This is a genomic window from Vibrio sp. B1-2 (genome assembly GCF_963888445.1).
In the GTDB taxonomy this organism is placed as follows: Bacteria; Pseudomonadota; Gammaproteobacteria; order Enterobacterales; family Vibrionaceae; genus Vibrio; species Vibrio anguillarum.
The window spans coordinates 294038-320918 of sequence record NZ_CAWPJH010000011.1 but is presented as its reverse complement, the minus strand read 5'-3'; the positions used below and the strand labels follow the sequence as shown (position 1 = coordinate 320918).

At 44.2% G+C, this 26881-nt stretch carries 40 protein-coding genes; 15 read left to right on the top strand and 25 right to left on the bottom strand.

Annotated features, from left to right (window positions below; all coding sequences use genetic code 11):
* Positions 1–300: 300 nt before the first annotated feature.
* From AACQ75_RS06490 to AACQ75_RS06390, 21 genes are all read right to left on the bottom strand, one after another.
* Positions 301–708, bottom strand: coding sequence for a hypothetical protein (locus tag AACQ75_RS06490; protein WP_170888439.1), 408 nt, complete (start codon positions 706–708; stop codon positions 301–303).
* Positions 705–1091: a hypothetical protein gene (locus AACQ75_RS06485; protein ID WP_094129176.1), complete on the bottom strand. Its 387-nt coding sequence runs from the start codon at positions 1089–1091 to the stop codon at positions 705–707. The genes AACQ75_RS06490 and AACQ75_RS06485 overlap by 4 nt, the downstream gene beginning before the upstream one ends.
* Complete coding sequence (locus AACQ75_RS06480; protein ID WP_094129179.1) at positions 1088–1507, bottom strand: M15 family metallopeptidase; 420 nt, start codon at positions 1505–1507, stop codon at positions 1088–1090. The genes AACQ75_RS06485 and AACQ75_RS06480 overlap by 4 nt, the downstream gene beginning before the upstream one ends.
* A 56-nt stretch (positions 1508–1563) precedes the next feature.
* Positions 1564–1734, bottom strand: coding sequence for a hypothetical protein (locus AACQ75_RS06475; protein WP_170888438.1), 171 nt, complete (start codon positions 1732–1734; stop codon positions 1564–1566).
* A 12-nt stretch (positions 1735–1746) separates the two neighbouring features.
* Complete coding sequence (locus tag AACQ75_RS06470) at positions 1747–2412, bottom strand: hypothetical protein (protein ID WP_170888437.1); 666 nt, start codon at positions 2410–2412, stop codon at positions 1747–1749.
* Positions 2412–3149 carry a hypothetical protein gene (locus AACQ75_RS06465; protein ID WP_170888436.1) on the bottom strand — a complete coding sequence of 246 codons (738 nt, stop codon included), beginning with the start codon at positions 3147–3149 and terminating at the stop codon, positions 2412–2414. The genes AACQ75_RS06470 and AACQ75_RS06465 overlap by 1 nt, the downstream gene beginning before the upstream one ends.
* Positions 3149–3628, bottom strand: a complete 480-nt coding sequence (locus AACQ75_RS06460) for a hypothetical protein (protein ID WP_170888435.1) — start codon at positions 3626–3628, stop codon at positions 3149–3151. The genes AACQ75_RS06465 and AACQ75_RS06460 overlap by 1 nt, the downstream gene beginning before the upstream one ends.
* Positions 3615–3992, bottom strand: coding sequence for a hypothetical protein (locus AACQ75_RS06455; protein ID WP_094129191.1), 378 nt, complete (start codon positions 3990–3992; stop codon positions 3615–3617). Before AACQ75_RS06455 ends, AACQ75_RS06460 begins: the two co-directional genes overlap by 14 nt.
* Positions 3970–4188 (bottom strand): hypothetical protein, encoded by a 219-nt coding sequence (locus AACQ75_RS06450; RefSeq protein ID WP_094129194.1) that lies wholly within the window; start codon positions 4186–4188, stop codon positions 3970–3972. Before AACQ75_RS06450 ends, AACQ75_RS06455 begins: the two co-directional genes overlap by 23 nt.
* Before the next feature lie 2 nt (positions 4189–4190).
* Entirely contained in the window at positions 4191–4490 is a 300-nt protein-coding gene (locus tag AACQ75_RS06445; protein WP_094129197.1) for a hypothetical protein, read from the bottom strand.
* Between the two features lie 10 nt (positions 4491–4500).
* A complete protein-coding gene (locus tag AACQ75_RS06440; protein ID WP_094129200.1) occupies positions 4501–5340 on the bottom strand; it encodes a major capsid protein P2 in 840 nt (279 codons plus the stop codon).
* Entirely contained in the window at positions 5340–5465 is a 126-nt protein-coding gene (locus AACQ75_RS06435) for a hypothetical protein (RefSeq protein WP_255211886.1), read from the bottom strand. Before AACQ75_RS06435 ends, AACQ75_RS06440 begins: the two co-directional genes overlap by 1 nt.
* 127 nt (positions 5466–5592) lie before the next feature.
* Positions 5593–6303 carry a hypothetical protein gene (locus AACQ75_RS06430; protein ID WP_170888434.1) on the bottom strand — a complete coding sequence of 237 codons (711 nt, stop codon included), beginning with the start codon at positions 6301–6303 and terminating at the stop codon, positions 5593–5595.
* Positions 6293–6844 carry a hypothetical protein gene (locus AACQ75_RS06425; RefSeq protein WP_170888433.1) on the bottom strand — a complete coding sequence of 184 codons (552 nt, stop codon included), beginning with the start codon at positions 6842–6844 and terminating at the stop codon, positions 6293–6295. Before AACQ75_RS06425 ends, AACQ75_RS06430 begins: the two co-directional genes overlap by 11 nt.
* A gap of 3 nt (positions 6845–6847) precedes the next feature.
* Positions 6848–7135: a hypothetical protein gene (locus tag AACQ75_RS06420; RefSeq protein WP_094129209.1), complete on the bottom strand. Its 288-nt coding sequence runs from the start codon at positions 7133–7135 to the stop codon at positions 6848–6850.
* Entirely contained in the window at positions 7128–7373 is a 246-nt protein-coding gene (locus tag AACQ75_RS06415; RefSeq protein WP_339605551.1) for a hypothetical protein, read from the bottom strand. Before AACQ75_RS06415 ends, AACQ75_RS06420 begins: the two co-directional genes overlap by 8 nt.
* Before the next feature lie 105 nt (positions 7374–7478).
* On the bottom strand, positions 7479–7700 hold the full coding sequence (locus AACQ75_RS06410; protein ID WP_170888431.1) for a hypothetical protein: 222 nt from the start codon (positions 7698–7700) through the stop codon (positions 7479–7481).
* A 134-nt stretch (positions 7701–7834) separates the two neighbouring features.
* Positions 7835–8293, bottom strand: a complete 459-nt coding sequence (locus tag AACQ75_RS06405) for a type II toxin-antitoxin system death-on-curing family toxin (protein ID WP_170888430.1) — start codon at positions 8291–8293, stop codon at positions 7835–7837.
* Positions 8290–8448 carry a hypothetical protein gene (locus tag AACQ75_RS06400; protein ID WP_170888429.1) on the bottom strand — a complete coding sequence of 53 codons (159 nt, stop codon included), beginning with the start codon at positions 8446–8448 and terminating at the stop codon, positions 8290–8292. The genes AACQ75_RS06405 and AACQ75_RS06400 overlap by 4 nt, the downstream gene beginning before the upstream one ends.
* A gap of 574 nt (positions 8449–9022) precedes the next feature.
* Positions 9023–9832 (bottom strand): MarR family transcriptional regulator, encoded by an 810-nt coding sequence (locus tag AACQ75_RS06395; protein WP_170888428.1) that lies wholly within the window; start codon positions 9830–9832, stop codon positions 9023–9025.
* Positions 9833–9838: 6 nt separating this feature from the next.
* A complete protein-coding gene (locus tag AACQ75_RS06390; RefSeq protein WP_170888427.1) occupies positions 9839–10033 on the bottom strand; it encodes a hypothetical protein in 195 nt (64 codons plus the stop codon).
* Positions 10034–10271: 238 nt separating this feature from the next.
* Here AACQ75_RS06390 and AACQ75_RS06385 point away from each other — a divergent pair, with 238 nt between their 5' ends.
* The gene (locus AACQ75_RS06385) at positions 10272–10544 is read left to right on the top strand and encodes a hypothetical protein (RefSeq protein WP_170888426.1); all 273 of its coding nucleotides are present in this window, start codon (positions 10272–10274) and stop codon (positions 10542–10544) included.
* Between the two features lie 293 nt (positions 10545–10837).
* On the opposite strand, the gene AACQ75_RS06380 is transcribed toward AACQ75_RS06385, so the two are convergent.
* On the bottom strand, positions 10838–11179 hold the full coding sequence (locus AACQ75_RS06380) for a hypothetical protein (RefSeq protein ID WP_088732413.1): 342 nt from the start codon (positions 11177–11179) through the stop codon (positions 10838–10840).
* A 258-nt stretch (positions 11180–11437) separates the two neighbouring features.
* Between AACQ75_RS06380 and ccoN the strand changes: the two genes are divergently transcribed.
* The 11 genes from ccoN (at position 11438) to ttcA (ending at position 21433) form a co-directional block, all read left to right on the top strand.
* Positions 11438–12865 carry a cytochrome-c oxidase, cbb3-type subunit I gene (gene ccoN, locus AACQ75_RS06375; RefSeq protein WP_026027333.1) on the top strand — a complete coding sequence of 476 codons (1428 nt, stop codon included), beginning with the start codon at positions 11438–11440 and terminating at the stop codon, positions 12863–12865.
* 12 nt (positions 12866–12877) lie between these two features.
* Positions 12878–13492 (top strand): cytochrome-c oxidase, cbb3-type subunit II, encoded by a 615-nt coding sequence (ccoO, locus tag AACQ75_RS06370; RefSeq protein WP_013856896.1) that lies wholly within the window; start codon positions 12878–12880, stop codon positions 13490–13492.
* Positions 13493–13501: 9 nt separating this feature from the next.
* Positions 13502–13678 carry a CcoQ/FixQ family Cbb3-type cytochrome c oxidase assembly chaperone gene (locus AACQ75_RS06365; protein ID WP_010320252.1) on the top strand — a complete coding sequence of 59 codons (177 nt, stop codon included), beginning with the start codon at positions 13502–13504 and terminating at the stop codon, positions 13676–13678.
* Positions 13675–14652 (top strand): cytochrome-c oxidase, cbb3-type subunit III, encoded by a 978-nt coding sequence (gene ccoP, locus AACQ75_RS06360; protein WP_013856895.1) that lies wholly within the window; start codon positions 13675–13677, stop codon positions 14650–14652. The genes AACQ75_RS06365 and ccoP overlap by 4 nt, the downstream gene beginning before the upstream one ends.
* An 86-nt stretch (positions 14653–14738) precedes the next feature.
* The gene (locus AACQ75_RS06355; RefSeq protein ID WP_017042885.1) at positions 14739–15218 is read left to right on the top strand and encodes a FixH family protein; all 480 of its coding nucleotides are present in this window, start codon (positions 14739–14741) and stop codon (positions 15216–15218) included.
* Positions 15219–15221: 3 nt separating this feature from the next.
* Positions 15222–17594: a heavy metal translocating P-type ATPase gene (locus tag AACQ75_RS06350; RefSeq protein ID WP_170888425.1), complete on the top strand. Its 2373-nt coding sequence runs from the start codon at positions 15222–15224 to the stop codon at positions 17592–17594.
* Positions 17595–17765: a cbb3-type cytochrome oxidase assembly protein CcoS gene (gene ccoS / locus AACQ75_RS06345; RefSeq protein ID WP_013856892.1), complete on the top strand. Its 171-nt coding sequence runs from the start codon at positions 17595–17597 to the stop codon at positions 17763–17765. It abuts the gene before it with no gap.
* Entirely contained in the window at positions 17762–18442 is a 681-nt protein-coding gene (locus AACQ75_RS06340) for a sulfite exporter TauE/SafE family protein (protein ID WP_170888424.1), read from the top strand. Before ccoS ends, AACQ75_RS06340 begins: the two co-directional genes overlap by 4 nt.
* 88 nt (positions 18443–18530) lie before the next feature.
* Entirely contained in the window at positions 18531–19283 is a 753-nt protein-coding gene (locus AACQ75_RS06335) for an FNR family transcription factor (RefSeq protein ID WP_010320258.1), read from the top strand.
* Between the two features lie 127 nt (positions 19284–19410).
* Complete coding sequence (gene uspE / locus AACQ75_RS06330) at positions 19411–20358, top strand: universal stress protein UspE (protein WP_094134124.1); 948 nt, start codon at positions 19411–19413, stop codon at positions 20356–20358.
* Positions 20359–20500: 142 nt separating this feature from the next.
* Positions 20501–21433: a tRNA 2-thiocytidine(32) synthetase TtcA gene (gene ttcA, locus AACQ75_RS06325; RefSeq protein WP_013856889.1), complete on the top strand. Its 933-nt coding sequence runs from the start codon at positions 20501–20503 to the stop codon at positions 21431–21433.
* Between the two features lie 66 nt (positions 21434–21499).
* On the opposite strand, the gene AACQ75_RS06320 is transcribed toward ttcA, so the two are convergent.
* From AACQ75_RS06320 to AACQ75_RS06310, 3 genes are read right to left on the bottom strand one after another with little or no spacing between them, the layout of a single operon-like run.
* Positions 21500–22162, bottom strand: a complete 663-nt coding sequence (locus AACQ75_RS06320) for a DUF2987 domain-containing protein (RefSeq protein ID WP_013856888.1) — start codon at positions 22160–22162, stop codon at positions 21500–21502.
* Positions 22163–22164: 2 nt separating this feature from the next.
* Entirely contained in the window at positions 22165–22971 is an 807-nt protein-coding gene (locus AACQ75_RS06315) for a glucosaminidase domain-containing protein (protein WP_013856887.1), read from the bottom strand.
* Positions 22964–23755 (bottom strand): hypothetical protein, encoded by a 792-nt coding sequence (locus tag AACQ75_RS06310; RefSeq protein WP_170888423.1) that lies wholly within the window; start codon positions 23753–23755, stop codon positions 22964–22966. The genes AACQ75_RS06315 and AACQ75_RS06310 overlap by 8 nt, the downstream gene beginning before the upstream one ends.
* A gap of 319 nt (positions 23756–24074) precedes the next feature.
* Here AACQ75_RS06310 and potA point away from each other — a divergent pair, with 319 nt between their 5' ends.
* From potA to potC, 3 genes are read left to right on the top strand one after another with little or no spacing between them, the layout of a single operon-like run.
* Entirely contained in the window at positions 24075–25211 is a 1137-nt protein-coding gene (potA, locus tag AACQ75_RS06305; RefSeq protein ID WP_170888422.1) for a spermidine/putrescine ABC transporter ATP-binding protein PotA, read from the top strand.
* Entirely contained in the window at positions 25195–26052 is an 858-nt protein-coding gene (gene potB / locus AACQ75_RS06300) for a spermidine/putrescine ABC transporter permease PotB (RefSeq protein WP_026027331.1), read from the top strand. Before potA ends, potB begins: the two co-directional genes overlap by 17 nt.
* A complete protein-coding gene (potC, locus tag AACQ75_RS06295) occupies positions 26052–26822 on the top strand; it encodes a spermidine/putrescine ABC transporter permease PotC (RefSeq protein ID WP_013856883.1) in 771 nt (256 codons plus the stop codon). The genes potB and potC overlap by 1 nt, the downstream gene beginning before the upstream one ends.
* Positions 26823–26881 lie beyond the last annotated feature (59 nt).

Sequence of the window (26881 nt, the reverse complement as noted above, 5' to 3'; positions counted from 1 at the left end):
GTTACAACAAACAAAGCCCACATGATGTGGGCTTTTGAGTCAGTGCAGTTGTTATTTGCGCTTGGTGGGCTTTTTCTTGGCTTTTAGAATGGTGCCGCCTTTGCCCCAACGGTAACCCTTTTTTAGTGTTCCGTTCGCTTTGAGTGCTTCTTTTTTAGTTGCCATCTTTTTTCTTTCCTTGTTCTAACAGTGTGATTCGTAGGTTGTGATTGGTTGTTACTTTGGTTAGCTGCCACGCTAGCCACAAACTTATGATTGTGTCGGGCGTGATTGTCCATCCTGATAAGAAGGTAAAGTCCATTATTTACCTCTGAATTTGTGTGAGAAAAATTCGAGTAGGTAACGCAGCATTGAGCGCATTCCGAGCGTGTCGATGACGATTGCCCCGATGACATACCAATACGGCTCTGGTATTTGCTGCAAGCTTTGGAAGCCTGCGTGAACGTATTGCGCGTAATCGGGTATGAAACACAAGATAATGGGGATGAAGAAGATGAATAGAAATTCGTCTTTGTAGCCGCGCTCTTTGATGCTTAGCTCATCGAGGTTCGCGGCTTTTTCATCACCTGATTGTAAGCGTTCCATTTGTTTGTCGTGGCTCGCTTGTTTCATTTCGTCTTGTCGTTTTAGCTCGTTGGCTTTGTTTTGGTTATGTTGTTTGTAGGCGTCGATTCCACCTGTTACCAAACTGACGATTGCACCTATCATATTGTTTCCTCTGTGAGAGGGCGTCCTACTAGGTGACGGTACTGTACTTTCATTGGTCGCCCTTTGGTGCCAAAGAGTTTGTACAGTAGGGGCTGATAGTCGCCTATTTTCCAGAATACGCGCTCCGCTTCTTGGGTTAGGGTGTAATCCCAATTGAGGTGGTGTTCTTGGATGACTAGGGGCGTCAGCTCTACGGGTTTATGGCCGTTCATGGCGGCTGTTATGTCACTGAGTAAATCGCCTGCGGGTTTAGTCGCGTCTTTGGCCGCATTGTCTAGGGTTTCGACGGCTTTGGCTGCAAAGGTGCGAACGATGAAGTAAATGACCGTGATAGCGATAAGGGCTATCACGGCTGTGCGGTTGATGTTGATTGAGCTAATCATGGATACATGCTCTTTTTCAGCTCAATGTGTGGACCATCTTTGATGGATGTCCAATCACCACCCCACACGATGGGAATATCTAACTGGTTGGCCGCCTGCTTAAAGGCATCTGCTACGGCTTTGTAGTATTTCCATTCCCATGTGCCTTTGCCATTTTCGTCATAAACCATGAAGTCGACGGCGTGGCCTGTTTGGTGGCGACTCTTCGCGTTTATTCCGTCAGCATTGCTTTTGCCTGACGCGAATAGGGCGCGCTGTTCTTCTGCCGAACGCACGCCACTGGTAATGGCGAAATCATACGGCGATAGAAGTAAGGCGAGGCTAACGACATTTTTAAGGTCTTCATGAACCCCTGCCATTTTCGCTTTACTTCGCGCTGATAACGCCCATTTGCTTAATGTTTTGTTGTCTCGCATAAGAAAAATCCCTATTAGTGCGAAAAGAATTAAGATCAAGTGGATTGGTTTCATAGTTAGGCCGTTGGCATTTCTATGATGTCAGCAGGTTCGATTAGGCCTTGTTCCTCGGCCTTGTCGATTCCCCATTGAAACCAAAAGCGGTGACCACGGGGAACTGTCCACTGAGCACCCGTTTTGGGGTGGTTTGCGATAACTGCGGTTTTTTCTTGGTTTTCGTATTTCATTGGTCAAAGTCCTTACGGTCGGGCGTCTAGGGTTAGGTTATCAACAAAAATAGCCGTGTCGGACTTAACCAATTGAATCCCTCTTATGTTTGACGTTACCCCTACAGCACCGTTAATCCCTGAAAATGACAAAGCGGGTACTTTGTGAAACTCCCTTATAAATACATTGTGAACCGTATTACCTGAGTACTCAGATATGTAGGTGTGAAATCGTCCTGAATATTTAAAATAAAAAGGTAAACATGGAAACAATTCATCGCTCGATTGTTGATAAACAGGCTTAACCTGACTATCCGCGGCCAAAATGCGGCTGAATTTTGAGTTTAAGCCACTGATTTCAATCTCAATATATTCACCCACACCTGCAGCGTTTTTATCGGCGACACCATTTACCTTGATGACGGGCGAGCCGCTAATCACGTCTAGGTTTGTGCGAATAAGGCGATCACTTTCTAGCGTGTTGGGGATGAGTTGCAGTATGGAGCCACTGACTAAACGGAAACCGTCTGGCTCAATGTAAACCTCACAACCTGCTGGGCCTGCTTTCCATCCATCACAGAAATAATCGCCTGCTGCAATGACACCGTCCGGCTCGTTTGCTTGGTTGATTTTGCCCCGTGGGTTGATCAACAAGTTTTCAGCTATCGCATGACGTGGGGGAACGTAACCAAATTGCATTACAATTCCTCCCCAACGTAGAGCACATCACCAACCGTTCCGACCAACGTCACCAGATTGGAAGCGGGGAACGGCACAACTGCACCCGCTGCCACGCGCAAGAAACCTTGCACGACAATTTCACCTTGATTGGTTTCCGGTGCTTGCAGAATTAAGCCTTTGCGTCCTGCTTTGGCTGCAATGGTTTTATTTGCCACATCAAAAGAGACCTCAGGCAATCCGTTGATGACAGTGTCTTTACTTTCCACGGTCTGAACGGCTGGCAAGTTGTTCACTTCAAACTGAGTTGGAAAATTACTCACTTCAAATGAAGCAGGAAAATTACTCACCTGAAACGAAGCAGGGAAGTTACCAACATTGACCGACTGATTTAGGGCAATACTCATTGCAGGCATCGAGTTGATGTCTACGGGCATTTGTATTGCTACCGGAAGCGTTAGACTGGTTGATGCAATATTGATGGACGAACCAACCCCCGCAGATGCGGCGGTAAAGGCGTCAAAACCTGCTTCAATTTCCACGCTGTTGTTCGCGCTCGATGTGTTGTACACATCCAAACGTGTGAACTGCTTAGTGGGGTCATTTCGGCCAATATCGTAGGTTTCACCAAAACCAAGTTTGATTTGGTCGTTGCTTGGATAGAAAGTGATAAGAACGGGCGCGCTACACGCCCGAATATAGACATAGCGGCCCTCTATCTCCATTGATATGCGCTTGTGCGGCAAAATCAAAGACATTAGTTTGAACTCCTAAATAGTGAACCGATAACCACCACAACGATAACAATCGTAATGGCAGTTAATACCCCTTTGAGCATGGTCTTACTGGCTTCGGCAATTTCGGCTTGTCCACCTGTTTGCACGTTCTTAGCCAGTTGGCCGATTGCTTCAATTTGTTCGCGGTTTTGCTCGGCTTGCTGCAATGTCAAATCATTGAGGCTTTGCATGTGCTTATCCGTCAAATCACTGACTGCACCCAAAGATTCACCGATAACATTCTCACCAAACGCAAGTGAACCGGTTAACGCCATATCCGCAAAAGAGAGCGATTCCTTGCCCAACTCAAAGGCCGCATTAATGGCCCCGTGGTCAGTGGTGGTAACGGTGTTCCCGTTGCCCATAATCGCCACGCCTTCGTTATCACCTTGCAACGCATAGTTGTTGGTATTGACAACGGTGGAGTTGCTACTGGCACTAGATGAACTACTGCGCCCCATGCTCACCCCCTACAGCCATACGATAGACACGCTCACTTTCGCGAAACGGTAGGCCCATCAAACCGACAAGGGCAGGGCGTTGCGTATGGAAGCGTATCGAGTAACACCCGATTTGCTCCGCTTGCTCAACCACGCGCTGTGACGTTTCTTTTAGCCCCTCACCAACCGCCGCAACGACAACCATTTCAAGCCCGTTGACATCACGCTCGATACGAACCACATAAAGCGTATTTTTGATTTGCCAGATGTGGGACAAACCGCGCTTGATTTCGCCCAAAACCGCCTTGGAATACTCACCAAGGGCAGGCGTTAACTGCTGCGCCATTTCTGGGCTATATTCTTTATTTACGATTTCGAGTTGCATAGAAAAACGCCCCAATTATGAGCAAGGTGACGATGACGACGGCGACACCTAGCCCTGTGGTATTGGTCTCGTTACGGCTCCCAATACCACCGAAATTCATAGAGCCTTGCGAGTTGGAAGAGCCAGATTGTGCTGGCCCTGCGCCAGCACTGATTCCCCCTGCACCGCCTGAGATACCGCCTAGTAGTCCCAACATAGTTACTTACCTCGGCTTAGCGACATGACCAACACGGATAAGATGATCACAAACGTCAGCCCGATAACGCCCCAACCCCAAACAGGCACACCGCCATATTTTTGGTTAGGTAGGGCGACCAAGGTTTCACCGTTGGACTGTTGGCCTTTGACGGGTTCAGCTTCACGAAAATCGTTAGGGTCGCCCGTGTTTTGAGGCACGTTTGACATGTAATCCCATTTTGATTTTTCGGTTTCGTTTTTTGATTTTTCAATCTCAACGTAAGCCCCTAGGCCATCTTTGATAAAATCAGTCCAAGACATGTGCGCCCCCTTATGCTGTAGGCAGAGGCTTAACCATCCGCACGCCTTCAATCAATACAGGGAAATCCCCCGCATTGGTCTTTTTCACGCGATAGACAAGGTCACCACCTGGGGCGTATTGATGGAACACACCGAGCGCACCAAAACCCTGCTGAACTGGGTCAAACACAAACGTGTCCGCAATTGGAGTACGTTTAAAGCGTTGCAAATCTTCGTTGAAGTCTGCCGCTGTGCCTTTGGTGTAAGTCGTACCGTCGATTTTGATTTCTAGCTCTTCAATATCTGCGCCGGACATAAAGATGCGGCGTACAAAGAAATCAGATTCCGATGGAACCGAAATATCGTTGTAACCACCGCGCGCGGCTTTCATTGACGTAGAAATGATCTCAGGTAAGAAATAACGCTCTGGTTGTGCTGGCATCGTTAACGCGCTAGCGGTCAGAACGGGGGAGGCCACGCCTGCTTTGAGTTTGACGTAGCATTTCCATGTATCGGTGATTTTGGTCACCATCTCGCCAAGGAATTGCCCTTCAAGGCTTGTCATTGACGGGTCACCGAAATAGATACAAATGCGGTTGTCATTCCAGTGGATGCCTGCTTCAGTCGCTAAGTCTTTTAGCTCTTGAGGCGTCACAAAGATATGAGGCTTACCGTTCAGCTTGAACTGGATGTATTCAATATCGGTTAAGTTCAAGTTGTGGCCGATTTCCACCATGTAGTAAGTCGGGCCAACGGGGATGGTTAGGATAGCTTCCTTACCTGCGAGAACGTTGTCCCAACGGTCAATACTCTGGCGGCGTGGAAGTTGGTTAGACATCAGTGCACGAATGGCGGCTTTTAACTGTGACATTAGATACCTGCCTTATCTGTGATTTTCTTGACTGAGCTATTTTTCTTAGCAAAGCCAATCGCAACGAGAACAATAACGACGACTAACGCCGTACCGCCCCATGCTTTTAGGTTTTTCTTATTCACGTTTGAATCCTCTGTTTGTGAATAGTGGGAGAGCCTTAACCCTAACTAAACAGCACCGGAACTCGTCAACGACAGGAACAAAAAAGCACCGGAATGTCCGGTGCTTTTGGTGGTCAATGGAAAGCAATTAGCCGTAGTTCACACCGACAAAACGCCCCCAATCATCAATACGTTTGATTTTACCGCCTACCCGTAGCTGCGGTGTTCCCTCGCGCCAGATGTCTGATTTAGCGCCATTGAAATCAATTTTACCGGAGCACACAACGCCACTACCGGAACGCCACTGGAAGAACTGGAGCTTTTCGCGTGGAATGAGATCAATATCAACGCCCAACTTACGCGAAATATAAACCGCATCATCATCAGTGTTGTGCATACACACATGGATAAATGAGCAGTTATTCATGACTGACTTATCCACTTCTTGGCCGCGCTGTACCGTTGCCAGAATAAGCGGCTCATACGCTAAGCCCTGATTCACCAAACGGCCCCATGCGCCTGCGGCTTTTGCGGTGCCCGTTACGGCGGCTAACTCTTCGCAAATAATCACACAGGGAGCCTGACGGTTAAAGTTAAATGCCACTTCGCAAAACAGCTCAAACATTTTCGGGTCAGAATGAATGAACGCAATGCGGCCGTCTCCGGTAGTGCTTCGAGCCGCTTCCAGAAACTCTTCCGGTGAAGTGCAGGCAGTAAAGCCCATTTGAAAGGCGTATTCGCCTTTTGGATCCCATCCAATCACACGCTTACGCTTTTCCGCTATGCGCTTAATCAGTACCGATTTACCGGAACGTGACACGCCTATGGCTAGAATCATTTGTCCATCATTACGCTGCATCTTCTTGGTGCTCCTGTGTTGGCCCTTGCTCGGTGGCTTGCTGTTTGGCGGTGTACTCTTCCATTATCTTTCCACCCAAACCCCACGCCGCAAACGCAAGGCTGATATACATGCCGTTTTCAGAAAGGAACTGCGGTAAACCGCCTTTAGGGTAGTGGTGCATAATGACCGGAGATAACGCCTCGACGAACTCATCAATTGCATCGTCACAGGCAGTCAGCCCGACCATTTTACGCACCGCCATTTTACTGAGCTTCGACACGCTTTGATTCGTCGCCACAATGCCGTGGCGCAAAAGCTCCGGTGTCACTTCGGGGTCATCTTTCCATTTCTCAAGTGTGGCAAGCTCAATATCAACCTCTTGCATCCTTGATAATGTTTCCGGTGATGCAATGCGTTCCGGCTGCATGGTTTCCGGTACTTGCTCCGGTGCTCCGTCTTCGTCAAAGGCATCATCATTGGCCGCGACCAATTTATACTTAACCGCTATTTGAGCGTACTCACGCTCCACCGTTTCCGGTGATATATCGACTTGATTCATGGCTTAATCCGCATCCATAAGTGTTGTAAAACCAGTTTTTAAGGGCTTTTTTTCCGGTGGGTTTCCGGTGCTCTCGATTTGCTCGCAGGTGCCTAGAATAGGCAGCTCCTCCGGTGCTTTTGCCGCATCCACCATCGCTTTTAACATCGCTTGGCCGGAACGAGTTTGATAAGAGAGCACACCGCAGTGTTCGCAGTTCATATCAAGGGCCGTTCTTGCGCCGCCACGCGATCGAATTTCCGCCACATTCGCGCAAGTTGGGCAGGCCACCTTAACCAATACCTTAGCCATTCGCGCCCCCTTCCAAACCTTGGTGCAAGTGCTGATTGACAAGCTGCTGCGCCAATTCCAGATGCAACTGCTCAAAGCTTTTGCGAAAGCTGCGTTCTTGGGCGCGTAGCTCTAGGTATTGCGGCATCACGCTAAACGTCTCCATCAGCCCGTCTAAATCGGGCATATCGGCCATAGGGTTAAATTTGGCTAACATGCCTTTCTTTTTCGGTTGGAGTGCCTCTACTCCGGCTAACATGCCTTTCTCTAAGGCTTCCATTTGGTCAAACAGTGCATCAAGGTGCTGTTTGCACTTGTGTAGCTCAATATAGATAACTTGAATGCTTTTCGTCGGTGCGGTTCCTTACTGAACGAATACGGGGTCATTGGCGGCGGCCAACGGAATAAAGTGATCGAGTATTTGAGCGTTAAGGGCATGTTGTTCATGCGCAAGTTGACCAGCAATGCGAACAAAGCTGCAAAGCTGCGGAAGTGGGATAGGTTGGGTAATATTGGGGTGCGTGACCGCATGACGGCACAACGCTAGCTTATTCAGCTGCTTTTGGTGCGGTTTTAGACTAGCCATAGCTTGTTTTCCTTAACTGACGTTTTAGAAACAAGCCGAGAAGTGTTCTGAATCTATCGGGTTAAATAGTATACGGGGTTGAGGGTGCTTTCAATGCAGGGATGTTAAAAAGGTCGCATAAGCGACCTAATGACTTATTTGGTGAAAAAGGACACCAATTTAGCAATGCCTACGCCAGCTAGGCCAACAAGATAGATGATACTGATAGTATTGGATAATGATTTAGCATCTATGGTTCCATCGGCCACTTTGACCATCATATCCGCCCACGTATCCAAATTAGTGGTAAGTTTTTCTGCAATATCATCAGGAAGAGGGATGTTATTAACTTGAAGAATCGCCACCATAGAGACAAAAGCTGTGCGCTTATTGCCATCGTTGAAGGCATGGCCGCGGGCAATAGCAACGGCATAATGTGCCGCCAAATCAAACGGCGTAGTAATGTCATTGCTGTAAGAATAAATACTTTTCACGCGACCAATAACGGCCTCAACCTTATCAGCATGAGTACCATGAAGCCCGGGTTCGTTGGCAAGGATGTCATCATGAATTTCAATGACATCCTCCACCTCTAGAAAGAGTAGCTCACTCATCGGTCAGCTAACTCTTTGATTGTTTTCTCATGCACTTTCAATACTTTTTTAACCGCTTTACGAACGGCCGCTTTAGGTGCACGAGTGAAGATAACTTCTTCGTTTTTGCTTTCTTCGATTGCTTTCTCAAGCTCTTTTCTTAATGCGTTGGACATGATTATGACCTCCAATAGCGATATGCTCACCTAAAAACAAATGGTGTTTACCATGTATACATAATTATAGCGACATAAGCATTAAAAAAAACTCATAGCGAGCATAAGTACTTAGCTTTTTCACCCCTCTTAAATCGCACCCCTTACCTTGCTAAGCCATCGCGAAGCGATATAAACGACCTATATCCTCAAAGCGTTTGTTGAAGCCATTCGACCGTGTTGGAGTGCTTCAGCGCAATAAGGCCGCAGCTCGCTTGCGAGCTAGATAGGCCGCTTCATTTATCCCCATAATCCCCGATTTTGAGGGGATTAACTATAAGTTCTTTTGAATTGATTAATTAAGAGAAAAGGTAATGCGCTATTTACCCCGAGGTATGCAATAAACCCCAAAACTCCCTATGCATTAACAAATAATAACGACACCGCGACAGGGGCGACCTGTGGATATTTTTGGCGTAATTGGGGCGTATCTGTGGGTTAAAACGACTTGAACACAGTTCATTGGTCAATAAATAGACAGGGTTTTGCTTGGGGGTTCGCGTTCGGCTCCGGAGCTAACCGGATGAGGAAGAAACTAAGCGGAGAATCCGCAGGATTTGAGCCGCGCATTGACCATACGGTCAAGTTCGCGATCATTTAATAGGAGGTGTTCACCGCGCTTTTTCATGCGGTTAAAGATGATTTGAACGGCTCTTGAGCGGTCTGTAATCTTAGCAATCGTGCGCTTTAAACAGCCCTGAGAGATGTTTTTAACTCGACGCTCTATTGTGCCTTCCCAAAGCGTATTACGCACCGTCAACAGACGTTCGTGCAGGCTCCACCCCGTATCCGCATACGCTTTCTCATCAGCGTCTTTAAACGCTTTTTCAAGCTTCATGCCTGCGGTTGGCCCTGCCAGATAACCGAAATCGTCCTCAACCTTGTAAACTTGGTTGTAGGGCAATCCCTCATCATCAAAAACAAGTCCGGCTTTCTTATCCGTTGGCTCTTTATCACCTGAGAACGCAGGGGAAATCACGCGCATTTTAACCAGCAATTCGAGCAAACGAGAGACGGTTGATTGGTCAACGCCTATCACTTCGGCTATTTGGCCCTGAGTGCCATTACTTGAAAACGTGCGCGTTTCAAGGCACACATTGGCGGCAATCCAAAGACAAAGACTATTGAAGTTATTGCGGCGGTTTTGTTTTACGAATGTTTCAATGCCATGCTCTTTCTTTAGGCGATTGATAATAGACGGGTGGGAGAGTGCGCCATGCTTCATGAATACACGGAATACATCAGATTTACCCTTGTGTAGATAAGGCTGCTTACCATTGGCCACCGCTTTTGCAGCGACCTTGTTATACTTGGTAATCAGTTCGATGTAATCCGGCTTGCTCATGGTAAGTTATGCCGCCTCAATTAAGCATTTGATGCGGTAAAGCTCATTCAACGCGCCACGGTAATAGTTTGCGGCCATATCTTTGGCGTGATGAGGTAATGATGTGTTTGATTTATCTTCAGCGCTTTGGCTTTCTAGAGCGGTAGTACGCTTGTCTAGAATCTCAATGATTTGCTGTTTTGATAGGTTTGGTTTTGGCATGGTAATAATCCTTTTCTAGTCAAGAAATCCCCGTCCAACTTATCGCCATCTATCAAGGGGGGCGTCCCTTAACACCGTCAACGTGTTCGACTCACTCGGGTGTATAAGGGACAATTCTTGATAGATGTCGGAACCATCTCGGCTTGGACGTAGTCATTTAAGATCATTTACTAATTGCTGTCACTAGTTAGACTGACACGCAACACATCATCTATGCTAGCAAAAGGAGGTAGAAAACATGATAACTACTGTAGACCTATTAAACCGTTTAAGAGTTGAAAAACAGTTACTTAGCGACAGGCACGTAGCAAGATATTTAGATATATCGGCTGCTAGTGTTAATAGATGGCGCAACGGCGGCACAATGAGCGACGAACACGCTGTAATTATTGCCGATATGTTGGAGTTAGATGTTGATTTTGTTCTGTTAGCAATCATTGCAGAACGATCTAAAAATAATCGTGCAATTCATGCTTTAGAGCGACTAACTGAAGATAGGAAAATTGCTTAAAATTGGTAGGCAAAAAGTAAAGGTAACTTATTGATTAAGCTGTGAAAGTTGCCTTTCTTTTTTGCCTGTCTTGGTGCGCATTATGTATATTATGTTAAATTGCAAATGATCATATTTTAGTGTACGAATATTTCTTTCCTCTTTTCTATCTATCCTCATGACATTAAACATAATCAGTATTTACCATAAAATACCTAATAGCTAGTCTGATAATCGAAGATTTCATTCTAGTTATTATTTATGCTGAGCAATCCAAGAACCAGATTGGGTTCATGTTTTATTTTTGTAAGAGTTTATATCGAGGATCTTTTTCCAATTATCTTGAAAGTTATAGGTTTATTGGGTGAATTTGGTTGGATTATCCAGTGGTCGGAATGTTGAATAAGTGTTCCATTTGTATGTATTTTTAGTTCAGGAATTCGTGGCCCAATTATGTATTGATTTGGGTTTTTATCATCTTTAATCACTATAATTTCCTGTTCATTTACAAATACAGAACAATTTGGTGTTGGAGTGCAGCTTGTCATGTCGACGTTTTGATAAGAAAAAGTCCTCCAGAAAAAAGCGACCAAAAGAATGAGTAATGTGATTAGTATTTGAGCAAACCTGTGTTTTGTAAGCTTTTCTGAAGCCATGATGCTTCCTTCCTCGTGTAACAAACTTCAAAGTTTTGAAATAAAAGGCCAAATCCTGAACAACTGTAAGGTTACTACTCTGTCATTGAATTGTTAATTGCAGTATAGTTGACGGTTGAAAATGCCACTTTTTTTTAAAGTCAGCAATAGATAGTAACGTTCTGATAAAGCAGTATTTCTATTGTGGATTTGGGGGGCATTACGACATGTGTCGTGTTGGAAGTAAAGTGTAGTTAATTAGAAATTGGAAGCATGCAAATGAGCCAAGAAAAGCAGCTTGAACAAAACTACAACTATACAGTTGTTCGGCAATTTACCTTAGTGACTATTCTCTGGGGTATTGTTGGTATGGCTGTAGGTGTTTTGATTGCCGCTCAATTAGTTTGGCCACAGCTAAACTTTGATACGCCGTGGTTGACGTACAGTCGCTTACGTCCTCTGCATACTAATGCGGTTATTTTTGCGTTTGGTACAAGTGCCCTCTTTGCAACATCTTATTATGTTGTTCAGCGTACTTGTCAAACTCGTCTATTTGGTGGTCCTCTTGTGCCCTTCACCTTTTGGGGATGGCAAGCCATTATTTTATCTGCAGCAATAACTTTACCTTTGGGTTATACCTCCGGTAAAGAATACGCGGAATTAGAATGGCCAATTGATATCGCCATTGCTCTTGTATGGGTATCTTATGCGATAGTGTTTTTTGGAACACTCGTCAAACGTAAGACGGCACATATCTATGTGGCAAACTGGTTCTTCGGAGCTTTTATCCTTACTGTTGCTGTATTACATATTGTAAATAGCATGGCAATCCCTGTTTCTATGGGTAAATCGTATTCAGTTTACGCTGGGGCGGTGGATGCTATGGTTCAGTGGTGGTATGGTCATAATGCGGTGGGTTTCCTGCTTACTGCCGGCTTCCTTGGTATGATGTATTACTTTGTACCAAAACAAGCTGAACGCCCTGTTTATTCATACCGTTTATCGATTGTTCACTTTTGGGCTTTGATCTCTCTTTACATTTGGGCTGGTCCGCACCATTTACACTACACTGCTCTGCCTGACTGGACTCAGTCACTTGGCATGGTGATGTCGTTGGTGTTGTTTGCTCCTTCATGGGGCGGGATGATTAACGGGATTATGACGTTATCTGGTGCTTGGCATAAACTGCGCTATGACCCAATCTTACGATTCCTCATCGTTTCATTGTCATTCTACGGAATGTCTACGTTTGAAGGACCAATGATGTCGATTAAGACAGTTAACGCACTGTCACACTACACCGACTGGACTATTGGTCACGTGCATTCTGGAGCTCTAGGTTGGGTGGCAATGGTGTCGATTGGTTCGGTATACCATTTAATCCCTCGCCTATTTAACCAAGAGCGTATGTACTCTGTTGGTCTAATCAATGCTCACTTCTGGTTAGCGACTATTGGTACGGTGCTCTACATCGTTGCGATGTGGATTTCAGGTGTTATGCAGGGCCTGATGTGGCGTGCTGTTAACTCTGACGGTACGTTAACGTACAGTTTTGTTGAGTCTGTCCAAGCCTCTTACCCATTCTATACCGTTCGATTCATTGGTGGATTTATCTTCTTAGCAGGTATGTTCCTGATGGCTTACAACACGTATAAAACGGTTTTTGCACCAGATAATAGCTTAAAAGCTATTCCTCAACCGGCATAAGGAGATGAAAGAATGAGTTCTAATAATCGCCATGAAATCATCGAACGTAATGTCGGTTTACTGGCTATTTTCATTATTTTTGCCATCAGTTGGGGAGCCTTGGTTGAAATCACGCCATTGATTTTCCAAAAGCAAACTACTGAGCCTGTTGAAAATCTTAAGCCCTACACTGCGCTGCAACTTGAAGGCCGTGATATCTATATTCGCGAAGGTTGTAACGTTTGCCATAGCCAAATGATTCGCCCATTCCGTTCCGAAACGGAGCGTTATGGTCATTATTCGGTGGCTGGTGAAAGTGTTTGGGAGCATCCATTTGTGTGGGGTTCGAAGCGGACTGGGCCTGATTTGGCTCGTGTTGGTGGTCGTTATTCTGATGAATGGCATCGAGTTCACTTGACTAATCCTCGCGAACTGGTTCCTGAATCAAACATGCCCGGTTTTCCTTGGCTAGCAAAAAATGTGTTGGACGGCAAGCTTACGCAAAGCAAACTTGAATTATTCCGTAATCAGTTTGGTGTGCCGTATACCGATGAACAAATCGCGAATGCAGCAAAAGATGTCGAAGGGAAATCAGAAATGGATGCAATCATTTCTTATCTTCAATCTCTTGGTCACGCAATGAAGTAAGGGGTAGTTATGGATATCGGTACTATTCACAGTATTTGGACCATAGTGCTGTTCGTCTGTTTTATAGGCGTAGTGTGGTGGGCCTATGGCAAAAACCGTAAAGCTCGTTTCGATGAAGCGGCTAACCTCATTTTTGCCGATGAACAGCCCAAATCCTCTAAGGAACAAGGAGTGACTAAACAATGACGACATTTTGGAGTCTATGGGTCATCATCATTACGGTGGGAACTTTGCTGGGCTGTGCGATTCTGCTCGTTTGGTGTTTAAAAGACAAAATGGGAGTGGAAGAAGGCTCGGATATGGGCCATGAATACGATGGTATTCGTGAGCTCAACAACCCTCTGCCTAAATGGTGGACCTATCTTTTTATTAGTACGTTTATTTTTGCCGCTATCTATCTGACCCTCTATCCTGGGTTAGGTAGTTTTAAGGGCGTACTTGGTTGGCAAAGTTCAGATCAAACCATTCGCTCTCTTGATGAGTCCAAAGCCTCGATTGCAAATGCGCAAAACAATAAAGTGTTAGTACAGTATGCAAAAGAGTTAGATGACGCAAACACCTACTTTGGTGAAGCATTTAAACGCTTAGCTTATACTGGCGGCGGTTCGGATTTACGCCCTATTCCTGAAATTGCAGCAGATTCTGATGCATTGAAGGTTGGTCAGCGTTTATTCTTACAAAACTGCTCTCAGTGTCATGGTTCTGACGCTCGTGGTCAAAAAGGCTTTCCGAATCTAACCGATAATGCTTGGTTATATGGTGGTGAACCAGAAGCGATTGTGACCACTATCCGACATGGTCGTATTGGACAAATGCCAGCTTGGAAAGATGTCCTCGGTGAGCAAGGTGTGAAGGAAGTGGTGAGTTATACCCTAAGCCTTTCTGGGCGTTCTGTGAACGTTCGAGAAGCGGAAGCAGGTAAAGCTCGCTTCGTCGTTTGCGCCGCTTGTCATGGTACGGATGGTAAAGGTAACCCTGCGTTTGGAGCACCTGATCTTACTGATAACGATTGGTTATTTGGTGACTCAAGAGCCGATGTTACTCAAACGGTCATGCATGGCCGATCAGGTGTTATGCCTGCTTGGAATGACATTCTCGGTGAAGATAAAGTTCAACTGGTTGCTGCTTACGTGTGGAGTTTAAGCAATACAGAGAACTAATTGCACAACAAAGGCAGCTCTTTATTAGGGCTGTCTTTCTTCTCTTTTTAATAAGCCTTCTTTATTTTGTTGTTGAGAACTTTTTTATGGTAACTCCTTGGTATAAACAATTCTGGCCGTGGTTTCTGATCATCTTACCGTTAACTGTGGTGATATGGACGATTGCAACGGTTATCGTCTTTTCTCAGAATTCAGTGTCATTGGTGACAGAGGATTACTACAAAAAAGGCAAAGGCATTAATATTGATCTATCAAAAATTAACGAAGCGAAAGCATTAAAGCTCAGCTCGGAAGTCTACTCTGAGGGTAATGATATTATCTTCAAATTTAATAAAGGTGAGCTTGAACACTACCCCGCGATTAAAATGATGTTTGCTCATCGGACACTGCCAGACCGTGATTTCACACAACTTGTCGCATCGGATGCACAAGGTATATATCGCATTACTCTGCCTGCCCCGTTACAAGGCCCTTGGTTCATCGAACTCACTCCTCACAATGAGGAGTGGTTAATCCAAGGTCGAGTAACGTTTCCAATGCCAACTTCTACTCAATTAATGAATTAAACTATGTGCAAAGCGTGTTACCACTGTGGTGAAGATGTACCAGCCAACACGGATTATAAAGTTGATATTCTAGGTGAAAGCAGAGATATGTGTTGTCCCGGTTGTGAAACCGTGGCTAAAACCATTGTAGAGAGTGGCCTAGTATCTTATTACCAATACCGAACAACCACTGCAGATAAAGTGGAGCTTGTGCCAGAGCAGCTCAAAGCACTCATTCATTATGATAATGATGATGTACAAGCAGAGTTCGTTCGTAACGACAACGAAACGTCCGAAGTGACGTTATCGTTAGAAGGTGTTTCCTGTGCGGCTTGTGCTTGGTTAATTGAAAAACAACTCTCTCATAAAAATGGGGTAATTTCGATAAGGGTCAATACCACTACCAACCGTGCTTTACTCAGTTGGGATAAGACACAAACACGACTCAGTGAATTACTCTCCACTATTCATAAATTAGGTTATAAGGCTGCCCCTTTTGAAGCAGACGCACATGAGGCAGCCTACCATCAATCAATGAAGCAATATCTTTATCGCTTGGGTATTGCAGGCCTAGCCACCATGCAAGTGATGATGCTTGCTGTGGCGCTCTATCTTGAGGTCTTCGGTGATCTTGATTCTGAGTTTCGCAATTATTTTCGTTGGGTTAGCTTGATCTTTGCAACCCCCGTACTTTTATACTCTGCCCTTCCCTTTTACCTCAATGCTTGGCGAAGCATTAGAGGCAGAACATTAGGTATGGATGTCCCTGTTTCTATTGCTCTTATTTTTGCGTACGTTGCGAGTCTGATAGCGACAGTGACTGAACAAGGCGAAGTCTTTTTTGAATCCATTTCAATGTTTACCTTTTTCTTATTGGTTGGACGATTTTTAGAGATGCGGGCGCGTAGAAAAGCCGCGGCGGCTAGCGGCAATTTACTGAAATTGATCCCTGCGGTTGCAACTACGTTGGATGGCAGTCAAGTGCCTGTAAAAACTCTAGCTCTTGGTGATCGAATTCGCGTGTTGCCTGGAGAACACGTCCCTGCTGATGGTCGAGTGTTGAATGGGCGTATTCATATTAATGAATCAATGTTGACCGGTGAATCAGTACCAGTTGTCAAAACAGTCGGTGATGCTGTTTTTGCTGGTACATTAAATGGCGATGAATCTTTCGAGTTGGAAGTCACTGCATCTAAAGCGGATTCCGTTATTTCCAATATTGTTAGACTGCAAGATGAAGCTCAAATGTCTAAGCCTAAGATTGCAGAAATTGCTGATATTGTCGCGAGATATTTTGTGGCTGTAATTTTGATTATTGCAGCAGCCACTTGGTTTTATTGGCACCAGACAAAACCTGAAGATGCATTTTGGATCATGTTAGCGGTCTTAGTGGCAACCTGCCCGTGCGCGCTTTCTCTTGCCACCCCCACAGCCATCACTTGCGCTACATCACGAATGGGTGACTTTGGTATTTTATTGAGAAAAAACCATGTCTTTGAAACACTTTGCAAAGTTAACCATTTGATTATTGATAAAACGGGAACGTTGACCCGTGGTGATATCGAAATTAGTGACGTTGAGTTGCATGGTGATATAGACGAAAACCATTGTTTGGCGCTAGCCGCTGCTTTGGAGCATCATGCCAATCACCCCATTGCCAGAGCGTTTGCGCAATATCGTAATGACGAGTTTCGTGTTGAGCATGTGCAGAATATGATTGGGTCTGGTATTCAAGGTAAATATTTAGGCGGCGATGTTCGTATCGGCAGCGCCGAATTTGTTTTGAACGACATCAGTGACGATCGAGCAAATCGTATTTGTCTGTCGCTCAACGGGCAACACATTGCGACCTTCACGTACCGCGATCCTATCCGTAGTGAAGCGAAACAATTTATCGATCGTTTCCATCAGGAAGGAATTAAGATCACGCTATTAACGGGTGACTCTCAACTTAATGCACAAAGTGTGGCCGCCGAAATGGACATCGATATTGTCGTATCGAATGCCAAACCAGAAGATAAACTGAGTTACTTAAAGTCGTTACCAGATGATGATATCACCATGATGATTGGCGATGGCATTAATGATGCGCCAACGCTTGCTGGTGCGCACTTATCAGTCGCTATGGGTGGTGGAACCGATGTCGCAAAAGCATCCGCTGATATGGTTTTACTTGGTGATAAACTCGACAGATTATTGGAAGCCAGAAGCTTAGCGTTAAAAGCTCGCAAAATCATTCGGGAAAATTTAGCGTGGTCACTTGGATACAATATTATTGTTTTGCCACTCGCCGTTGCGGGGCTGGTTGCTCCTTACATTGCCGTTGTGGGCATGTCGGCGAGTTCGATTATTGTGGTATCTAATTCTCTTCGACTACTCAAAAAGAGGGATAAGTAGATGGAAAGTCTTTATATATTGATCCCCATAGCGATCGTTTTGGTTACGATCGCCGTCATCATCTTTTTATGGGCAGTAAAGAGCGAACAGTTTGAAGATTTAGAACGCCAAGGACACAATATTTTGTTTGATGAAGATGAACTTACCTCATCAAAAGAAGAGAAAAAATGACCGCAGATTGGATTGGTGCTTTCTTTATCGGTTTACTTGGAGCTGGCCACTGTATGGGAATGTGTGGCGGAATTGCTTCTCTTTTGACCTTAGGTGAAAAACGCAGTGATCGACTCCCAATACTGCTTGTTTTTTACAACCTTGGGCGTATTGCCAGCTATATGCTGTTTGGCGGTTTATTAGGAGGCCTCGCCGCCTCGCTATCCGAATTCTCTACACTTAATCATGCGTTGATTTGGTTGAGGCTCATTGCGGCAGGCCTAATGATTGTACTTGGATTATATGTTGGGCGTTGGTGGTTTGGTCTGTTGAAGCTGGAGAAGGTTGGGCAAAAAATCTGGAGTTTTATTTCGCCTTTTGGGCAATCATTGCTCCCGCTTAGGAAAACGTGGTTCGCTCTCCCTTTTGGGTTTATCTGGGGATGGTTACCTTGTGGGCTAGTTTACTCGGTACTGACTTGGTCTGTGGTGTCCGGTAGTGCGCTGTCTGGGGCACTGGTTATGACCTCTTTTGGTTTGGGAACCTTACCTGCGATGCTTCTTGTTGGTTACGGAGCGACCCGTTTGAAGAACATTCAACAATCATTCATATTTCGTCATTTTGCTGCGATTTTTATCATACTCTATGGTCTATACACGGGTTATGGAGCAGTGAGTATTTTATCATCTACGTGGTAGCTGTCTGATTTATGGCATCTTTTTTCGCTATCCTTTAGGGGTAATGGGTGCTAAAATATTGATGTACATCAAAAAGTGAAAGGTTGTTATGATTTCTGATAAGCCAGCGGCAAAGCGCATTCAATCTGGTGGTTGTGCAATTCACTGTCAAGATTGCAGCATTAGCCAGCTTTGTATTCCTTTTACTCTCAATGAATCTGAACTTGATCAACTTGATCAAATTATTGAGCGTAAAAAACCTATCCAAAAGGGCCAAGAGCTATTTAAAGCTGGTGACGACCTTAAGTCTCTCTACGCTATTCGCTCAGGTACAATTAAAAGTTATACCATTACTGAGCAAGGTGATGAACAAATCACTGCGTTTCATTTAGCGGGTGATTTAGTTGGTTTTGACGCGATCACTGATGATTCTCATCCTAGCTTTGCTCAGGCTCTAGAAACATCAATGGTATGCGAAATACCCTACGAAATTCTTGATGATCTTTCGGGTAAAATGCCTAAGTTACGTCAACAAATTATGCGCTTGATGAGTAATGAAATTAAGGGCGACCAAGAGATGATTCTTCTGCTATCTAAAAAGAATGCAGAAGAAAGATTGGCGGCTTTTCTTTATAACTTGTCGACTCGTTTCTCTCAGCGCGGCTTTAGCCCTAGAGAGTTTCGTCTGACAATGACTCGTGGTGATATCGGTAACTACCTTGGTCTTACTGTTGAAACGATCAGTCGTCTACTCGGCCGTTTTCAGAAGTCTGAAATCCTTAGCGTTAAAGGCAAATACATCACAATCCTTGACCATGACCAACTGATGGAACTGGCAGGCGTATCTAAAGAAACTAAGTAACTTCAATGAGGTAGCTCTTAAATGAGCTACGTCATACTTCTGTTAAAAACTCTCTTTTTTTCTAAAATTCTCGCTGGTTATGAGCTAAAGTAACTCTAACGCCCTCCTCCATAATTAAGGAGTCGATATGAGTATTTATAGCAAGATTCTGGTGGTTGCTGACATCAACCACGATGAACAACCCGCCCTTGCCAGAGCCATACAGTTAGCGCAGCAAAGCACGTCTTCTAGCCACATTACATTTTTTCTATCTATTTATGATTTCTCTTATGACATGACGTCGATGCTCTCTGTTGATGAACGTGATGCTATGCGACGTGGTGTTATCCATCAGCGCGAGCAATGGATGAGGAAAGTAGCTGAATCGTATATTGATAGTTCGATTCAATTTGAAGTAAAAGTGGTGTGGCATAACCGCCCTTATGAAGCGATTATTGCTGAGATATTTTACGGAGAACATGACATTCTGATCAAAGGGACGCGCAAGCATGATGTCCTGGAATCCGTTATTTTTACACCGACAGATTGGCACTTATTGCGTAAATGCCCAACTCCAGTGCTATTGGTTAAAAATTCAGATTGGCCACAGAATGCGAATATAATCGCTTCGGTACATGTGGGGTCAGAAAATCCGGCTCATATTGATTTAAATGATTGCATGGTTGAACAACTAAAAAGCCTCACCACTCGTTTAGGTGCGACGCCTTATCTGGTGAATTCATACCCTATTACGCCTGCGAATATTACCATTGAGTTGCCCGAGTTTGATCCAATGACCTACACTGATGCTGTTCGTGGTCACCACTTGATGGCAATGAAAGCATTGCGACAAAAGCATGGTATAGATGAATCGCAAACACTTGTAGAGCAAGGCTTGCCTGAAGACGTCATTCCTCAAGCTGCTGAAAAGCTCAATGCGGCGATGGTTATTCTTGGTACGACGGGGCGTACAGGGTTATCTGCGGTATTTATTGGCAACACGGCAGAACAAGTCATTGATAAAATTAACTGTGATGTTTTAGCATTAAAGCCGCATGGCTACGTGAGCCCTTTAGATCCTAAAACCTCTATTTAAAATAGCCTGATCTATCATCGATCCCCCTTGTCATAGGCGAGGGGGATTTTTTATCTTCCTTACTTGTTAGATCTGGCATCTGCGCTATTTATCCGTATCATACGCACTCTATTTTGTTTTAAAGATTAAAGACCAGACACTGATGACTGAGCAAATTCAAGAGCGCACCAAAGCTCAACAATATAATTTCAATAAACTTCAGAAGCGTATCCGTCGTAATACGGGTCAAGCCATTGCTGACTTTAATATGATTGAAGATGGCGACCGTATTATGGTATGTCTTTCTGGCGGTAAAGATAGCTTTACCATGCTGGATATTCTAATGAGCCTTCAGAAAAGTGCCCCTGTTAGCTTTGAGCTTATTGCCGTGAATCTTGATCAAAAACAGCCCGGATTTCCTGAACACATTCTGCCGCAGTACTTAGAGCAGCTAGGCGTTGAATATAAAATTGTCGAAGAAGACACGTATTCTATTGTTCAAGATAAGATCCCTGAAGGGAAAACCACCTGCTCACTTTGTTCACGCTTACGCCGCGGCATTTTGTACCGTACAGCCAAAGAACTCGGTGCGACGAAAATTGCGTTAGGCCATCACCGTGACGACATTCTAGAAACGCTATTTTTGAACATGTTTTATGGTGGAAAGATCAAAGGAATGCCACCTAAACTTGTGTCTGATAACGGTGAACATGTGGTAATTCGCCCTCTAGCCTACTGTCGTGAAAAAGACATTATCAAATATGCGAACATGCGAGAGTATCCGATTATTCCATGTAATCTATGTGGCTCTCAGCCAAACATGCAACGTCAAAACATTAAGCAAATGCTAAATGGCTGGGATAAACAGTTCCCTGGGCGCATCGAGACCATGTTTAGTGCAATGCAAAATGTAGTGCCTAGCCATTTGGCTGATTTCAAGTTGTTTGACTTTAAGTCGATTAACCGTGATTCAGGCGTTATTAATGGTGGCGACATTGGTTTTGATAAAGAAGAGATGCCAATCCTAGCGCTCGAAGATGAGGATAGCGTGATGGAGTTTGATCCTAGTTTGAAGTTGGATGTCACCAATCTTTGATATTCCTACAAAGATAAAACGAGTAAGGGCTGCGAATGCAGCCCTATTGATATTAGCCCAACATGTCTAATGTTTCGCTTTGGGAAGATAAGGTAACACGCGAACCGTTTCTTGTGGTAACTGCATCGATCCACCTTCACCCAGTTGACTGAGATCCACTTGGGCTTTGCCATTTTCTATGTTAATGGTTTCGCCGTTACTCAACTGAATGGCCGAATTCAAATTATTGGCAAATTCGAGTGTGACACCAGAAACATCGGGTGTGAACCAACTCGCAAACATCCCGCCGAGCTCTTCCAGTAATTTTTGCATCTGAGGTAATAAGATGGCGACCTGTTGGTAAGATATTTCTCCTTTGAACTGTTCTTTTGCCATAACAACAGTCGAAAAGTCACAACGCATATCTTGAGGAGTATCGACAAACACTAACGGATTCGCTTGCCGTAAATGATCGTCTAAAGGAAGTAGTAGTTCGTGGTTGCTACTGACTTTCAACGCTTCATAGTGCTTTTCTTTTTCCATCCAAGCCTTCTCTATTGGGCAGAGCTGCTTGGTATTGGCATTAAGGAAATAATAAGCGACTTTGACATTGGGGTACTCTTCTTTCACGTTATTTTTCATTGCTGAAAACAACTTGGAGTATGTAAACATATACTCTTGAGCGTTAACGGGAAATGCGTTAGCAAAGCATAACGTTGTCAGTAATAAGGTAAGCGTTCTTTTTTTCATTATTATTCTGTCCAGAAAGGCTGATTGTGACGCATCATAGATTGAAGATCTTGCACATAAGCTTCTCCGCGCTCTGAGTATTTCAGTAAGCCATTAGTCATCTCCATGGCACTGTCGGCACTCAATAAATCGGCATTATTTTTTCTTAATCGAAAACGAATCTCTCGTAAATCATGATAAGCGGAGTTGCGGTTAACATTCATGAAGTAACCGTGGATTGACTCTTGAACAGAACCAAAACTCGCCACTTCGTGAGTCATACCTTCCACTCGTTGCAAAGGTACCAACCCACACCCTACACTGTAACACCATTGACCGAAATAGTTGTTTCCTTCAGTTGCAAAGCGAGAGGTTCCCCAAGCCGATTCATTCGCTGCCTGGGTCAAGACTAACGCTTCGGGTAAAACGTCAACTCGATGCAGCATGTTTTCTAGCCATGCGCTAGTGATGCCTTCTGCAGGAATCGGTACTTCATATCGCTTAGAGAGTTTTTGCGCCTCACTATAGTCACTTTTGGCTATCTGATTGCTTAGATGATGTTGTGCAATCCTCTCTAATATTTCACGCTCTCGCAAAACACGTAAATTTTCCCAAGCTATCCCTGGTTTTAAGAAAGAAAAAAAAGCATGCTTTTTCTCATTCACATCATCGATGGCTGAGAAGTCAGGCGCTTTTCCAACAGCTCTAGCACCTTGCAAAGATGGAATGTCGCTTTTGTAAGTCGTCTCAGTTGAGGTTTGCTTGACGTAATAAACGCTGCAGCTCACAACCACGAGCGAGATGGCGGTAAGTAAGATTATTTTACGCATTGAACACCTGAGAATTTGGATTATTGTCGGATTGATTAGTCGCTATGATCTTTAGTTTGATGCCAAACATATTGCGATAAATAATCCCTTTAGCATGGAAGAAGAAAGGTAATACAAAAATGAAACCTATCCCATAAAAGAGCGCGGCGGCAACGAACATCAGCATGATCACGGAATAAATCACGGCAATAGGAACGATTTTTTTATTGACTGCGCGTAAGGATAATAGCAGTGATTGCATAGGTGGAACCCGTTTTTCGCAGATCAATAAGATGGATTGGCTAAACGCAATACTCAAATACATTGATAGCAATGGGAAAATCATTCCTGCTACACCTTGCAGTAATAAGCTGAATAGCGTTGCTAAAATCACTGGGATGGTGAACTGTAATCCCTTACCCATATGTCTTGGCTGTGTTCTTAACCCAGCGACATGACTCATCGCCATTAAGCTCACGCCAGCATAAATAGGTGCACTAACGACCTCATAGCTAAAATTAGCCACAAAAATAGCTTGTACAATATTGCCTGTGAAAGCTTCTGGTGTTTCTAACGCATCCAAGATTAGTGATGGATCACCCAGTTGCAATTTTAAAGCAATATAGAAGATCGCAAGCTGCACAAATAAAAGAATCACGATGGAAGGAGAAAAGGAGATAAATTGCTTGATCGTACAATCCCATGCCTCTTTGAGCACGGCGTTGACTTTTAGCTCGTAATCTCCCTTGAGCGCATGCTCTACACTACCGCCTAAATTGAAATCTTTTTCAATATCATTATTCATAAAATGTCCTAGGCAACGGAAAAGCAAGTTGCCTGTATTTGGGTCACAAAGTTATTGTCATTATACTGCAATACACTCTAGTCCAAAATCAGAAGCCTAAACTGATCTTGCATTATTATGTGTTTGGTTGATAATTAACCACTTGAAAGCATTGAACAGTTAGTTAGTTCTGTATGGTAATCAATCTTTACTGCTACCTACAAAACTTTTTCTGTATCAATATAAGAAAACGCTTTGAATTCACTCTTTTGGTGATTATGATGCGCGCCTCAATTGTGTATAGCGACAGGTCGTAAGATAGGCATCCCTATAGACCAAGGTGGGAGAAAAACAGACGTTGAACGTAAAAAAATCAGTAGGAAAACCAGTAGTTCGTCTTTCTGGTATCAGTAAAAGTTTCGATGGTAAGGAAATCATTGGCAACCTAAACCTTGATGTTAATCATGGCGAATTCTTAACGATACTTGGTCCTTCTGGCTGTGGTAAAACAACAGTACTAAGAATGATTGCAGGTTTTGAAACCGCAGATCAAGGTTCAATTACTCTTGATAATCAAGATGTTACAAGAGTTCCTGCTGAACAGAGACACGTTAACACCGTCTTTCAAAGCTATGCACTTTTCCCACATATGACAGTATTTGAAAATGTCGCGTTTGGTTTGCGTATGCAAAAAGTGCCAACGACGGACATTGAACCCCGTGTGATGGAAGCACTGCGGATGGTACGTCTCGACGCGATGGCCCAGCGTAAACCAAGTCAACTTTCTGGTGGTCAACAACAACGTATCGCTATCGCGCGTGCCGTTGTTAATAAACCTAAGGTTCTGTTGCTAGACGAATCTTTATCCGCTCTTGACTATAAACTGCGTAAGCAGATGCAAATGGAGCTTAAGCAGCTTCAACGTCAGCTTGGGATCACCTTTATCTTCGTTACGCACGATCAAGAAGAAGCCTTATCAATGTCGGATCGCATTATTGTTATGCGTGAAGGGAAAATTGAGCAAGATGGCTCTCCACGTGAAATTTACGAAGACCCTAAAAACCTATTTGTTGCTCGCTTCATCGGTGAGATCAACGTATTTAATGCTGAAACGATTGAACGAATTGACGATAAGCGTATTCGTGCACATATCGAAGGTGTTGAAGCGGTGGTTTACCACGATCAAAATGTACAACCCGGACACAAACTACAAGTTTTGCTGCGTCCTGAAGATCTTCGCATCGAAGAGATTAAAGAGTCAGAAGAAAAAGGCATTGTTGGGCACGTGACAGAACGTACCTACAAAGGCATGACTCTAGAATCTGTAGTCGAATTGGAAGAATCAGGCATGCGCGTGACGGTTAGCGAATTTTTTAACGAAGATGATCCTGATGTGGACCATTCTCTCGGCCAGAAAGTCGCTATCACTTGGGTTGAAAGCTGGGAGGTAGTACTCGATGATGAGCAAGAAGCTTAATCTTCAAAATGCTATTATCACATTGATTGTTGGGTGGTTAGTGCTGTTTGTGCTAATCCCTAACGTTATGATCATTGGTACTAGCTTTTTGACTCGCGATGAAGCCAACTTAATTGAAATGACCTTCACGCTTGATAACTATACACGCCTATTGGATCCACTTTACGCCAAAGTGCTCATGCACTCTTTCTATATGGCAATTGTGGCTACCCTTCTCTGCTTGGTTATTGGTTATCCATTTGCCTACATTGTCGCAAAAATGCCACAAAAATGGCGTCCAATTATGCTGTTTTTGGTGATTGTTCCTTTTTGGACGAACTCTCTTATTCGTACCTACGGATTAAAAATAGTTCTGGGCACGCAAGGCATCTTAAACCAAGCTTTAATGGCTTTAGACATCATAGACAAACCACTGCGTATTATGTACACCGAGACAGCGGTAATGATTGGCTTGGTTTACATCTTGCTGCCTTTTATGATTCTTCCGCTCTATTCTGCTATTGAAAAATTGGACGATACCTACATTGAAGCCGCGCGAGATCTAGGGGCAAATAAGCTTCAAACTTTGCTCAAGGTAGTATTGCCATTGACCATGCCGGGTATCATCGGGGGCTGCTTATTGGTGTTACTGCCAGCATTAGGTATGTTCTACATTGCTGACTTACTCGGTGGCGCGAAAAACCTGCTGATTGGTAACGTGATTAAGAGCCAAGTATTGAATGCTCGTGATTGGCCATTCGGCGCCGCGACCAGCATTGCCTTGACTCTGGCGATGGCTGTAATGCTTTATGCATACTATCGTGCTGGTAAGTTATTGAATAAGAAAGTGGAGCTAGACTAATGGGCAAAACAGTTAGATTTAGCTTTATGAGTTTAGTGTATGTATTTCTATACCTACCGATCATAGTGCTGATTGTAAACTCATTTAATGACAACAAATTTGGTATTAAATGGGGCGGTTTCACTACGAAGTGGTACCACGCTCTAGTTGCAAACGACAGCTTAGTTCAGGCCGCATGGCACTCGCTGAATGTAGCGGTTTTTTCAGCCACAGCAGCGACGCTGATTGGCAGTTTAACTGCTGTAGCCCTTTTTCGTTATCAATTTAAAGGTAAACGTGCAGTTAATGGTATGTTGTTTGTTGTGATGATGTCCCCAGATATTGTCATGGCAATTTCGCTACTTGCGCTATTCTTAGTGTTAGGTGCTCAGCTAGGTTTTCTTACTTTGTTGATTGCACACATTACATTCTGCTTACCTTTCGTTGTTGTGACTGTTTACAGTCGCCTCAACGGATTTGATGTAAAGATGCTCGAAGCTGCCAAAGATCTCGGTGCTGGCGAATGGGTGATTTTGACCAAAATCATTTTGCCATTAGCGAAACCGGCGGTTGCGGCTGGTTGGTTGCTGAGCTTCACACTGTCATTAGATGATGTGATCATTAGCTCGTTTGTAACCGGCCCTACTTACGAGATTTTACCATTGAAGATTTATTCTATGGTTAAAGTTGGCATTTCCCCAGAAGTTAACGCTCTGGCGACCGTGATGTTAGTTGTCTCATTGGCTCTAGTAATCACATCACAGTTGTTAGCAAGGGAAAAAGTGAAGTAGAATCGACATCTTGTAATACATTACACGAAACAGAATGACAAATCGTCATTCTGTTTTTC